This is a genomic window from Flammeovirga sp. OC4 (genome assembly GCF_000812565.1).
In the GTDB taxonomy this organism is placed as follows: domain Bacteria; phylum Bacteroidota; class Bacteroidia; order Cytophagales; family Flammeovirgaceae; genus Flammeovirga.
Genome location: NZ_JTAM01000009.1, coordinates 77,287 through 89,852, shown reverse-complemented (window position 1 = coordinate 89,852; position 12,566 = coordinate 77,287). Strand labels below are relative to the sequence as shown.

At 37.7% G+C, this 12,566-nt stretch carries 16 protein-coding genes; 7 read left to right on the top strand and 9 right to left on the bottom strand.

Annotation, left to right across the window (positions count from 1 at the left end; genetic code table 11):
• Nucleotides 1-5: 5 nt before the first annotated feature.
• Complete coding sequence (locus PL77_RS08790) at nt 6-1,088, top strand: nucleoid-associated protein (protein ID WP_044203890.1); 1,083 nt, start codon at nt 6-8, stop codon at nt 1,086-1,088.
• A 410-nt stretch (nt 1,089-1,498) separates the two neighbouring features.
• Here the strand turns inward: PL77_RS08790 and PL77_RS08780 are convergent, their stop codons facing one another.
• Nucleotides 1,499-1,939, bottom strand: coding sequence for a hypothetical protein (locus PL77_RS08780; protein ID WP_156152297.1), 441 nt, complete (start codon nt 1,937-1,939; stop codon nt 1,499-1,501).
• 14 nt (nt 1,940-1,953) lie between these two features.
• The gene (locus PL77_RS08775) at nt 1,954-2,592 is read right to left on the bottom strand and encodes a hypothetical protein (RefSeq protein WP_044203884.1); all 639 of its coding nucleotides are present in this window, start codon (nt 2,590-2,592) and stop codon (nt 1,954-1,956) included.
• 151 nt (nt 2,593-2,743) lie between these two features.
• Between PL77_RS08775 and PL77_RS08770 the strand changes: the two genes are divergently transcribed.
• Nucleotides 2,744-2,929 (top strand): hypothetical protein, encoded by a 186-nt coding sequence (locus tag PL77_RS08770; protein WP_044203882.1) that lies wholly within the window; start codon nt 2,744-2,746, stop codon nt 2,927-2,929.
• Between the two features lie 28 nt (nt 2,930-2,957).
• Here PL77_RS08770 and PL77_RS30375 read toward each other — a convergent pair whose 3' ends face one another.
• The 7 genes from PL77_RS30375 to PL77_RS08735 all read right to left on the bottom strand — a co-directional run bounded on the left by PL77_RS30375 (nt 2,958) and on the right by PL77_RS08735 (nt 8,972).
• Entirely contained in the window at nt 2,958-3,434 is a 477-nt protein-coding gene (locus tag PL77_RS30375; RefSeq protein ID WP_052444274.1) for a hypothetical protein, read from the bottom strand.
• Nucleotide 3,435: 1 nt separating this feature from the next.
• Entirely contained in the window at nt 3,436-4,011 is a 576-nt protein-coding gene (locus PL77_RS08760) for a phage virion morphogenesis protein (protein WP_044203880.1), read from the bottom strand.
• Nucleotides 4,012-4,106: 95 nt separating this feature from the next.
• Nucleotides 4,107-5,387, bottom strand: coding sequence for a phage minor head protein (locus PL77_RS08755; protein WP_044203878.1), 1,281 nt, complete (start codon nt 5,385-5,387; stop codon nt 4,107-4,109).
• 32 nt (nt 5,388-5,419) lie between these two features.
• The gene (locus tag PL77_RS08750) at nt 5,420-6,610 is read right to left on the bottom strand and encodes a DUF935 family protein (protein ID WP_052444273.1); all 1,191 of its coding nucleotides are present in this window, start codon (nt 6,608-6,610) and stop codon (nt 5,420-5,422) included.
• A gap of 2 nt (nt 6,611-6,612) precedes the next feature.
• Nucleotides 6,613-7,026, bottom strand: coding sequence for a DUF1320 family protein (locus PL77_RS08745; RefSeq protein ID WP_044203876.1), 414 nt, complete (start codon nt 7,024-7,026; stop codon nt 6,613-6,615).
• 4 nt (nt 7,027-7,030) lie between these two features.
• Nucleotides 7,031-8,527, bottom strand: coding sequence for a phage terminase large subunit (gene terL, locus PL77_RS08740; protein WP_044203874.1), 1,497 nt, complete (start codon nt 8,525-8,527; stop codon nt 7,031-7,033).
• Nucleotides 8,517-8,972, bottom strand: coding sequence for a phage terminase small subunit-related protein (locus PL77_RS08735; protein ID WP_172665824.1), 456 nt, complete (start codon nt 8,970-8,972; stop codon nt 8,517-8,519). Before PL77_RS08735 ends, terL begins: the two co-directional genes overlap by 11 nt.
• Nucleotides 8,973-9,097: 125 nt before the next feature.
• On the opposite strand from PL77_RS08735, the gene PL77_RS08730 reads away from it, so the two are divergent.
• From PL77_RS08730 to PL77_RS08710, 5 genes are read left to right on the top strand one after another with little or no spacing between them, the layout of a single operon-like run.
• Nucleotides 9,098-10,012, top strand: a complete 915-nt coding sequence (locus PL77_RS08730) for an HK97 family phage prohead protease (RefSeq protein WP_052444272.1) — start codon at nt 9,098-9,100, stop codon at nt 10,010-10,012.
• 2 nt (nt 10,013-10,014) lie between these two features.
• Nucleotides 10,015-10,878, top strand: a complete 864-nt coding sequence (locus tag PL77_RS08725) for a hypothetical protein (RefSeq protein WP_044203871.1) — start codon at nt 10,015-10,017, stop codon at nt 10,876-10,878.
• Between the two features lie 12 nt (nt 10,879-10,890).
• Entirely contained in the window at nt 10,891-11,130 is a 240-nt protein-coding gene (locus tag PL77_RS08720) for a hypothetical protein (protein WP_044203869.1), read from the top strand.
• Entirely contained in the window at nt 11,114-11,347 is a 234-nt protein-coding gene (locus PL77_RS08715) for a hypothetical protein (RefSeq protein ID WP_044203868.1), read from the top strand. Before PL77_RS08720 ends, PL77_RS08715 begins: the two co-directional genes overlap by 17 nt.
• A gap of 5 nt (nt 11,348-11,352) precedes the next feature.
• Nucleotides 11,353-12,564, top strand: a complete 1,212-nt coding sequence (locus PL77_RS08710; RefSeq protein WP_044203867.1) for a DUF2586 family protein — start codon at nt 11,353-11,355, stop codon at nt 12,562-12,564.
• Nucleotides 12,565-12,566: the final 2 nt, after the last annotated feature.

Here is a 12,566-nt window from a genome sequence, read left to right as displayed (position 1 = left end):
GTATTATGACAAAAATTAAATCTTTTGACTTGTCAAACGTGAAAATCTCACAATTAGTAATCCATAAAGTTGGAAATAAAACACAAGAAGAGCCAATTGACCTAGCTGAGTTTGAAATCGAGTTAGAAAATTACAGTGAATTATATAAGTCTGTAATGGATTATTTCTTGAAATCTTTTAAGCCTGGACCAATGTATCATTTTGGAGCTCCAGAAGACGAAGAATCATTTAAGGATAATGAAATGTTCGATATAACAGCAACCGTTTTTGAAGCACCATTCGAAACATTACTGAATCGTTCACAAAGAATAGCAGAGCTACTTTTTGAAGCATCAACACACCCAAGGATCAAAGGAGGAGAATTGTTTGTAGCGGTCTTAAAAGATTGTGTAATTGATGGTGATGTAGTTGATGCAATAGGTCTTTTTAAAGCCGAACACAAAGAAAAATTTATTACTGTAGGTGATAAAACTGAAATTGGTGCTTTTCATTTAGATCAGAGTGAAGGGATGAGTACAAAAAAATTAGACAAAGGGTGTCTGATTTTTAATTCAGAGATTGATAAAGGTTTTAAAGTTATGCTAAAAGACACTCCATTTCATGGGGTTGAAGCACTGTATTGGAAAGAGTCTTTCCTTCAGTTGAAACCTAGAGAAGATAATTTCTTTCACACAAAAAATATTCTAGACATGTGTGTCGATTTTGTAGAGGAAGTTTTCAATGAAGACCATGCTGTAGATAAACCTGCCCAAGTGGATCTTTTAAACCGCTCATTGAAGTATTTTAAAGAAAAGGAGGAGTTCAATATAGTGGACTTTGAAAACAATGTGATCGAAGAACCTGAAGTAATTGACGCCTTCCAAGAATTCAAAGAAGATTTTGCTGAAAAGAAGGAAGTTCCCCTTTATGAGGAATTTAAAGTTTCAAAAGAAGCTGTCAAAAGATCTCAGAAATTATTCAAGAGTATTATCAAACTTGATAAAAAAATCAGCCTTATAGTTCATGGGAATGAACAGAATATTGAAAAAGGTTACAGCAGAGACAAGAATATGAATTATTACATTGTTTACTTTAACGAAGAAGAATAATTAGTAATGCCAGAAATAGACTTTGAAAACAGAATTCACCGAACCTTTGTATGGTGTATTTGGTTCGTGGTAATTACAATAAAACTACCTTATATTTTACTTAAAGTAGTCACTTATTGGCTGGTAGTTTTGGATAACCGAATGACTTTGAAGCTGAAAGATGCTGTTGCAGATTTTAATCGGAAAAATAATTGAATATGATATTCTTGAGAGAACAATCAGTTACCACAGAAATAAAGCTTATGTGGACTGTAGGAAAAGAATTGGAAACGGATAATGCCGAAACATCAAAAATGGTTTTATCTATTAATGATGAAGTGATAGCAGAAGAAGTATTACCAATTCATTTACATAAAAAAAGCATACTCTATCCAATTGTAGAGTATGCTCAGAAATTTGATTACGTGATATCAAGACGTAAATTTGATAGCAACTCCTGTAGTAGTTGCTATCTGAGAGCAAATGGTACAAATTCTTTCAAAAAGTTTTGGATCGACTTTTTTGACGGACTCAAGCTCCGATTTAAGTTTTTCAAGTTGAAGTTCCAATGTTTCTACTTCAAGAGTAAGTTGTCGTTTTTGAAGAGAAGAAATTCTATTCTCACTTTCATAAGCACCTTGTTCTAGGAAAGTGAAAAATGATGATTCTAAATAAACCAGGACATTAAACTTAGAAAGTCCCGTAACAGAAATAAAACCTCTTGATTCAAATTCTTTAAAGAAACCTTCAATTATCTCAGGAGAAACTCCATGTTTTTTAGCGAAATCTCTATTCAAATCGAAAGCAAGGTCTGTTTCTCCTGTTTTGTAAATCTCTAATAAGATTTCATTTTTTATCTCACTGTACATCATTCTAGTTGGTCAAATTACCATATTAAATTCTCATATATTTCATCATCATTAAACTCAATAGTCTCAGGAGGTACCCCAAATTCACTAGCTGATTTTTTGAGACTGCGTACAAATTCTTTGTAAGGTTCTGTAGCATAAATTCCACCTTGAAGTAAAATTGGAAGTGACCTGAAAGCTGGTTTGCCACCACCTGTTTTAACATGGTCTGTTGTAGCCTGTCTCATGAACTGGTACATATATTTATTGTTACCATAAAGTGCATTTAAATAAGGTTCAAGACCCTGAGCTCCTACTGAGTCATATTCTTTCATAGCTTCAATAAACAACTTCTCTAATGCTTGAAACATCGCAACATCTTCTTTGCTTGTAGGAATTAAACTAGCATTTGATTTCAAACATGTTAAAGAACATATATAATGTATCCAATAGATGTTTACACCAAAGTATCTATTTCCTCTGTTTAATCGTTTTCCTTCAAATCCTTTTCTTATTTCGTAAGAAAAGTAACTAATAACTTCTCCTTTAGCCAATTCATTAGGAGATTCAATGTCATGCCAAAAGTTTTGAATAAATAAGTATAACCTTTTAAGGTCTTCTTCTTCTCCCCATAGTTCTACTCCAAGCCCGTTTTTTGTTGGTTTTATTGATAACATGCGATATAGTTTTATTTGAAAGTAAACTTAGTGAAAAAAGTATAAAAATATACATTCACTTAAAGGTTATATATTTCATATTACGCGCTTATTTTTTTATCTTTGTTAAATAATTACACATTTATACCTCTTTTTACTTATGTCCACTCCAATGCGTATCAATACACTTAGAAAAGCTAAAATCCTACAAGAAATTGTTGAGGAGTGGTATGAGCCACGCAGGCAAGACCGCAATAAGAAATGGGTGTGGGAACATAAGGTGATTCCTTACATTCCGATCAGTTATGACAGGTTTATTAGGTTACTAAAGATGGACACGACATTTGTCAGTAATTAAGGAGGTGCTTATTAAGTGCCTCTTTTTTTTACAGATTAATATTAATTCCACTGATCGTCTTCTTGGTGTATTTGGTGGTAGCAACACGGTCAGTATAGGCCGTTTCATAGCTGATCACATAGGAGCGGATACCATCCGTTCTTTTTATTTTTGCCATACTTACTCTTTTGAGGGGTTGAAATTCGGCAGTGCCGTAGCCGTGTAACTTCTCATGAACCTTTTCCAATACTGTCATAAAGCGGTCGTGGTCAGAAACTCTATTCATTTGTGCTGTAGGTCTATTACCTTGCAGTTTTATATCAGCCACGGTAATCTGAATAATTCCTTCCCCCATTTGTGTCTTTTCGCCCATGTCAGAGTATTGGAATTGATCCATATCGACCAAAGCACACGGAAACTTTACTGGTGGTCGTTCTTCATCCAGTTGTCCCCAATCTTCACCTGCATAATTGACTTCAGATATTTTACTTAATTGTTCCTGAATACTGTTTAATATTTGTTTCATTTTACTTTAAAAGTTGATTGATGTCTTTTTTGATGATAAACTTGATTCTTGCATTCAGCTTATTGGATTTACCCATGAACTTTCTTTGGGGAAGTCTTCGGGTAGTTTTCCCAAACACTTTTATGGTTCCTCCTTCATTATGCAGTTTGGCATAATGAACTGTACTAAAGATCCGCACTTCACCATTTCCGCTTCTGTACTTAATACTATTTTTGAGAGTTGAAGCAGTACCCACCAATGTAGTACGTTTTGTGGCAGCAGGAGAATAATTGGTGATTGCATTTGGTTTTCTCGCCTCATACCCCTTTTTAGCTTTCCACCGTTTGGGGTGACTGTCTGGAGGAGTAGACTTGGCTCTGTACTCAAATCCATACCAAACGCTATTGCTATTGGTTCTTTTAGCAGGTTTCCATTTCTCCAGATAACTGTCTGTAAAACCTCCATCATCAAAACTTTTTCTATAATGTTTCTTCGCTTCTATCCCCATTTTTCGGGGAGCATCCTTTTTTAAATAGGTTTCAATTGCTTTTGAATGCTGTTTTAAATCAAGTTCAAGTTTAAAAATATGTTTTGCCATAGAACATTATTATGGAGTTTTCGTATATTTGTAATAGACCTTGGGGAAACTCATCGTCCCACCCTTGCGGGAAGGGAAAATCCCGCACTTTTCTTTTAAAACAGTTGAATCAAATCATCATACGATTTGATTTTTTTTGTTTCCACCATTACCATTTCATTCTTTCCAAGAATATAGACAAGCTTCAAATGAGGATAATTCTTGATTTGCCCGTATAAAGCTGAAGCAATGGCTTCTTTATCTTTTTGGATTTCCTCTTTGAGATTAATTACTAAAGAAACTTTATCATGGGTATTTTTAGATAATTGACCTTTCTTTGAATTCAGCTTTTTACGGATATTATTAAGAATTGTATTTCTAACTGTCGCATTCCCTTTTCGCTCAAAACGATCTCCTACTATACCATCAATCACAAATTCAGGGTTTTTGATTCCATCAGCATTGGTATGAGGATTAATCAAAATTTCCACATCATACTGATCTGCTATTCTTATGGCATCTACCATATTTTCATCAATATCTGATGGGTCTGCATAGTAATGTGTTTTGATCGTTCCTTTTTTTCCTATGTATTGCACTCCTTCAGCAAATGGGATATCAGGAATAAAGGTCTGCAACGTTTTCTCTACACCCTTTTTAATCGCCTCGTTACTGATAGCAATCATAGGGTGATGATCCGTAATTATTTTCCCCGTTTTCGCAGGGTTATTACGGATAGACTTTGGTGGCAACTTGATTTTCTTAGGCATTTCTTTTGAACCTTTATCAGTGGTCTGTTGACTTACCCAGCAGTTACAGTTCCAAGCAGAAGGAGGAAGCCAAACATCCCAAAAAGGATCATCAACGTGTTTTATGATACCGTAAAGTTTTTTGTGTTCAGTTCTTGGCTCTGCTGATACACTCGGTTCATATTTCAGATACGGATATAGATCTTTGTCCGCCTCAATCTCCAACCATTCTTCCGCTGACTGACAAGAACGCTTTACATGGTTTCCCTCCGTTCTTAGCCAATTGGTGTTATACAGTTTGTCCATCGCTGGTGCGTCTTCCATCGCAGACAGTTCCAAAACAACAGTAAGCTCCCTAGCCTTATAGGCAGAGAAACGGGCAATGTTTCTCCTAAATTTCTGTACCATTTCAAAGCCTTGATCATCATAGACGATATCCGAAAATATTTGATCAATACCTGCTTGGAGATAGTTGTTGGTATAATGGAATAGCTCAGGGTGAATGGTCATTCTTCCCCCCTGTACCTCACGCCAAATTCTCTCTATGGGATCATTACCCATTCCAAGTTTTGGAGCATTCTTGTCGGCAAGCTCTACAGCACCATGTATCGGACAACCATTATTTATTGTACCATAATACAGTTTCATTTTTTCTTTGTATGCCCCTAGGTTTTTGGGGCTTAATCGAAAAAAGGGTCTAATCCACTAAGGGCGGTTTGCTTTTTGGTGCCTGTCACTTGAATGCCAAACTTCTCTTTGATCCAATTGGGGTCAACATCCATGTGCGACATTGCTTGAACCGTCATTTCCCAAAGTGACTTCAAGTTTTCTTCTTTCTCAAATTGAAAGGTCAATCCCCCAGGAATAAACCCGATGGCCTCCAGAGCAGGAAGCACTTTCTTGTTCATTTCCTGTACTACCCTTCTTTTGTCGGCTTTGACAATGTATTCAATCAGTTTATTTGAACTCTCTTCTTTGGAGCGGTTGCCATATTGGGTGTCTTGCCCTACAATTGCCGTACTGATCACCATAGAGATTTCATTATTACAAAGTTGAATAAGGTTCTTGTAAACATCTCCTGATGTAGTTGCCCCATTAGCAAAGCTAAATTCCTCTTCTTCATCAATAATAAAATAAGCAGCACTACCCATATCACGCATCATAGCTTCGGCTCTATCGAGTTGCTCAGGATCTTGAGTATTAGTTTTCAGTACCCTTGGTGGGATGCCGTAAATTTCACATAGCTCTGACCAACATGCTTGAGCAAATTTCTTGAATAAAACATGGGGAACACACTTATTTAATACTCCATAATTACGACCTTCAGACTCATTAAATTCAATCAGCCATTTGCCAAATTCTTTCGTTTCTCGATAAGGAATAAAAGTATTGCTCATCAGGTCAGGATAAAACCTGCCATAGGTGGGTGAAATATGCCTTCTGTCAATGTCTTTCATGCATAGTGCATCATCAATGTATTCAAACTCCACTAAAGAGTAACCGTATAATGGTGCATTCAAAATGGCTTCCACCAAATCCAAATAAAAAGGGTGTTCTTGAAAAAGTTGTGTAGCATTTTCATCTACTTTCCCACTTTTATTGACTAACTGGAATGAGGCTCCAATGGTTCTCTCGAATCGTTGCTGTACCTGAGAAGACAGCGTGCCGTCTAGCATTATATCTTCATAGATTTCTATAAGCAGTTGCCTTTTCGGATCGTCTACATTATCGGCCTTCTGCAGTGCCATTTTCCAGTTAGAAATATCATTTCTTACTCTGCTTATGGCTTTCGGTTTGATTTTTCTATGAAAACCCTTTTGCTGTTTTCCTTTTCCTCCTCTTCGGTTTCTATTGTTGTTTCTTGTTGCCATATCTAAAAACTATGATTGAATTTGGTGTTTGATGCGTATCTGCTTTTGATTTTAACCTCTCCGTCGTCATCCTTTTTCAATGGAAGGTTTGGAGCTACATTATTGTTGCCTGCTACTTTTGTGAGCCAAGCGATTGCGTTGTCATAATAAAGTTGTGCTTTATCGAAAAGGTAATCCGAATTACAAACACGGATCACATAATATATTGCTATGCTCTTCCCGAATTCCACAAGCAATTTGTTTCTTTCTTCTCCAGTAGCATTGAAAATAGCTTCCGTGTCATAATTGGAATGGAGATAGGAACTCATTTCTTGTATTGCTGCTGCAATCTGAAATTCAACATCGGTTTGAGTGGTAATTTCTGTCAAACTATATTCATAGATTACCGTACTCATTTCTTCGTAAGTGATAAACATAATCTTAGTATTTACGTTGTGAGGTTCTGCCTACCCTGTAGGTATTACTTTTAGTTGCTGTTCTTTTTTGTAAAAGAAATATTCCACCCTCCAGAGCATCGGGGGCATCATCATGTATTTTAGATCCCTTTTGAAAAGCCAATAATTGTTCAATAAGAATTCTCATTCCTTGAGATTCCTTTTCTTTTTCATTAAAAATGATAAACCCACGCTCAAAGAGGGGTTGCAGTGCTTCAACTCTTGCAAACTTATCGGGCTTCTTCCTTTTGTCTCCTCGTATGGGTATTTGATGGCCAACATCTTCGCCATAGGTTTTGAACTCATCTAAAAGTAAGTCCTGCAAAAAGTTGGCTTCCATATAATACATAATGGGTCGGCTTCCTTTGCTGTAATCGTCAATGTCATAATGCCACTCCACCATATTGGTAATTGTTGTTTGATCTGCATACGCTTTTAAAAGATGGTAGTAACCTTCTTTTGTCTTCCCTAAAAGCATGGTGGCTTTATAATCATTCTTGGTGGAGGACTTAAAACTGGGGTCGGTATAGCAAACAAGAGCTACATATTTTTTCAAAGGGAGCATTTTACCGAATCGGAAATATTTCTCTTGGAAGATTGTCCCCTCCTCCAGAGGATTGTTCATATACTCCTTTTGGAACGCTCTTTCACCTATCGTAGCTCTGATCTCTGCAATTTCTTCAGGGGTATAGTTTTCTTTCCATGATGGATTGCCATTTTTGTCTAATGCATTGATAATAGTATGGTAGATATTGGGCCTTTTGACAAACTTGGCAAGAATAGACTTTTTGTGAATTCTATTTCCCACAAATGCTACTCGACCACGTCCCATTGCCATAGTGCCCATCAGAGCAGTAAGCACCCAATCCAGTGCTTTATTTATTCGGTCTTCATTACGGCACATTTCATCATCATCTATATCATCAATGACAAGGTAATCGGGGCGGTTACTTCGGTCTTTCAAACCACGGGGCGATTGTCCACGACCTAATGCCACGAATGTAAAACCTGTAACCGTACGGAATTCTCCTTCCTCCCAAGAGCCTAATTGTGGCAAATGACCGAAGTCGTGTTTGAATAGTTCGTTGTACTGTAATTCCGCCTGAAGATCCGAAAGCAAACGGACGGCAGCATCTTCACTTTTCGACACGAGCACCATCATATTGAATTGGCGATTTTCTTGAATCATCAACCATAGAGGTATCAGCAAAGAAATATGTGTAGACTTTGCATGACCTCTAGCCCATTCAAAAACGGCTCTTGCTCTCTTGTTTTTCAGGAGATATTTAGCCGCATCCAATTGAAACTTACCACATTTTTTATTAGCGAGGTCAGGAAAGTAAGTTTCTACAAAATAGGCATAATCCTTTCTTGCCTTATTGATACGAACACTACCATCTTTTTCAGGGTCAAGTGAGAAAAATCTATTTTGCACCTCATCAACCCTTGCTTTCCACCTTTTTTGTAGTTCTTTAGAAGTCATTTTCCTTATTGATTAAATGATGGATATACCTGTCTTGGTATTGGGTAATGATTTTCATAACTGTTTCATCAACAGTATCATCTTTCAAGGCTTCAGTCTGTAGAAAGTCACTGAACTTTAAGAATATTCTAATCACATCATCCACTTTGATATTCTCACCACTTTTAAGGTGTTTCAATTGTGAAATTGCTTTTGAAAACTCATCGGCTTTAAATCCGGGTTTATCCAGCATTTCATTTATTTTCAATAGGGATTTAGAAAGAATCGTATCAATGCTCATGGCTTGAGATGCCCGTTTTTCTTCCCAGTTGCCTTCCGCCTTCCATTTTCTCAAAGTGGGTTGTGTAATGCCTACACTCTGGCAGATTTCTTTTTCTTTCTTGTTCTGCATGAATAGCAAATAAGCGTATTCATTCTTCTCTGCATTTTTAGCTCTGATTCCCATTTCTTTTTGTTTGCAATGAGGCTTTTTTCGGCTGTTCAAAAAAATAGAATCGGTATTATACCGATTCTGTTTTTGGAGGTGTTGACTTACATCTATGTTTGTAATCACAAAAACGCAGTTATCTGATGAGCAAGAAGAAACACACATTCGTAATAAATGATGAAAGCAAAGTAAACAGCCACGGCTTCCGATTGATGAATGCCGGAATAGATCAGACACGATTTAAAACCAACCCTGTTTTGCTCTACAATCATGGTAGAGATGATGTATATGGTAAGTGGGAAAACTTACGCATAGAAGGAACCCAGCTATTAGCAGATGCCGTCTTTGATGAGGACGATTTGAAGGCGAAAGCATTGTCGGGAAAGGTCGAACGGGGATTTTTAAAAGGAGCAAGCCCGATGCTTCAGGTCATTGAAGTAGACTTAGATCCTGCCGGTGAGTTTATGGCTACAAAAAGTGATCTCATGGAAATCAGTGTAGTGAGTATTCCGAGTAATGCCAATGCGTTGAAGCTGATGAATACCGAAGGAAATGAAATTTCTTTCGATGAAGTGTGTTTGCAATTGGATTTCAAGAAAGTAGAACCAAAAAACAAAAAAATGAAAATAAAGTTATCTGTTGCCCTTCAAAATGCTTTGGGGTTAAGTGCTGAAGTTGATGAAACTGATTTTGTAACAGCAGTTGAAAAAGAGCTTACAGCGTATGCTGCTTTAAAACTAACCGTCGATGCGGAAAAAGATGCTCGTGCGGTTGCTCTTGTGGAACTTGCCATTAAAGAGGGTAAAATCAATGCAGAAGCTAAGGAACAATGGTTGAGTCTTGCAAAAGACAATATTGCTTTAGCTGAAAGTACACTGAATTCTCTGGAAAAAAAGCAAAGCTTATCTGCTCAAATTACGCAAGGAGGTACACAAACGACAGGTGGAGAAAGAGCTACTTGGACTTACCTGCAATGGGCTCAAAAAGACCCTCAGGGACTTGCGAAGCTAAAACTTGAAAACCCTCAAGCATTTGAACAACTTAAAAACAATAAATAATCATGGCAGTCTGGAAACAAATATGGCTCGATATCATCAAGGAAGGTTTTTACCCTGATGGATCATTTTTAAGCGAGGTGGTAGACATGTCAGAGTTTGTGGAATACAATACTTTGAACCTAGCTGAAGCAGGTGCTGACCCTGATGTGTTGATTGACAACACGACCTTTCCTATTCCTGCGAGTACACGAACGGATATTCCTCATACATTACCGCTAGCAACGCTAACAACGAAATCCACTATTGTAAGAAACATCGAAGAGATGGAAACGAATTACAAAAAAATGGATTCGGCGGTTAGAGGACACCGTAATGCACTATACAAAAAAGCAGTTCAATTGGCAGCATATAACTATGCTCCTGATACAGATGGTGAGTTTACTCCGGTTCTGAAAACCAAGGGAAATGCAAATGGAGCGATCAAAAGATGTAGATTCCAAGACATTATTGATTTGCAAACGAAATTCCATGAGTTTGATGCAGACCCTATGGATATGGTACTAGTACTTTCTCCTCAACATGCAGCAGATTTGAAAGCGGAAGATATGGCTTTGTACAAGCAGGTAATGTCAGACCGTAAGTTATTTGACTTTAATCTGTATGTGTCTAGTGCTGTTCCAACTTTCGATATCACGGACGATTCTAAGCAAGCAGTTAGTACTGCTCCTGACGCTGCAAACCTTCATAGAGCATCTATTGCTTTCTTGAAAACAGAGGTGATGAAAGCGGATGGAGATTATGAAATGTTCTTGAAAGAGAAAGATCCTGATCAGCAAGGAGATGTATTCAACTTCCAAAAACGCTTCCTAGCAAAGCCGATTAGAGGAAAGGGAGTTGGAACATTGATTACTTCCGTTCACCCTTAAAAAAACGGAAGTATGAACAGCCTTATGGATAAGCTGGGAATGGGTTCATTTTTAATGTCTATTCCTGCAAGTATTAGTACATGGATCAGTGAGTCGTATTGGAGAGAAATGCTTTCCGATTCTAATATTTTTTGGATTACGGCTTCTAAATCCATGACAATACTTTCAATTATTTGGCTGATCCTAAAAATCTATAACGAAGCAATGTTAAGACTTGAATCAACAAAGAAAGAGGATGAAGAGACAAGATAGATTAAAGGAGACAGCTTCAAAATATTTTGAGGATCATGCCAAGGCGAAAGTGCTTTATGTGTTTGAAGATGGAATGAGCTTTGGAGGACATGCCAAAGCTCATAAAGACGAATATGCACAACGTACTCAGTGCCCTTACGAAACCTTTAAAAGGGAGACATTATTCCCGGAAGGAAACGTAAAAAATGAAAATGAAACTTTGGACTCTAAATCATAAAAACAATGTCACAAGGTTTACCTAACGCTAAAATTAATCTTCTCAACGGTCAGTTGGGAAGAAGTGAAACAGACACTGGAGAATACCTACTGGTGCTTACTGGAGTTGCTGTTGCTTCAAAAATTGGTTTAAATGAACCAAAAAGAGTAACAAGACTGGCAGAGGCGGAAGCATTGGGACTAGATGCTCAGTACGATACTGACAACAGTCTGAAAGTGTACTATGATGTTGCAGGTTTTTACAGTGTAGCAGACGAAGGAACACCACTTTGGATCATGTTGATTGCTGACGCTACCACTATGTCGGATGCTTTGAACAAGGATAATGATATTGTCCAAAAGGCAATCACCGAAGCAGATGGAGTAATTTCACTAATGGGCATCAATAGAGTTCCTGATGGTGCCTACTCTCCAACAATTACAGAAGGAATAGACCCCGATGTAATCAGTGCAGTGAAAAATGCACACGAATTGACGGTGGCTACTCAAGCCTATAAGACACCCCTGCGTGTGTTGATTGGGGGTAGAGGCTTCGATGGCTCTGTAACAGATCTTTACGATTTTAGTCAGGACGCATACAATGGAGCAGGTGTAGTACTGGCAAGTGATGAGGCTTCAGGGTATCCTTCAGTAGGGTTTACTCTAGGTTGGGCGGCGCAAGGAAGTTTGCAGGAAGCTATCTCAAAAGTGAAACGTGGCCAACTGCCCATTGAGCAAGGTTACTTTACAGACGGTACAAAGGTAAAGGTCAACAAGTCAGAGGAAGGTGCTCAAACTGAGCAGGACGTGATTTACAATAAAAGGTATATCGCATTGAGAAGATTCCAGAACCGTGACGGTTATTACTTCTCAGGGTTTTTAGCTGCAACCGCTGCAAGTGATGATTACTCCGAACTTCAAAGAGGTAGAATTATCGATTATGCTTTGCGTATTGCCTACAATACCATGATTGAAGAGATCGATGATGATATTGATATTGATGAAAGTGGATTTCCTGCACCCGCAGAAATGAAGTCCATTGAAGGTGCTGTCAGTGAAGCATTGGGTGATGCCCTGATCAAAACGGGGTATGCTTCTGGAGTAATTGTAGAAATTAATCCTAATCAAAACTTGCTTGCAACTGACTCCATCACTTTGGATCGTCTGGCAATCCGACCAAAAGGTTATCCTAAATACCTTGAGGCAAATTTAGGTTTTGACAATCCTTTAAACACTTAAAA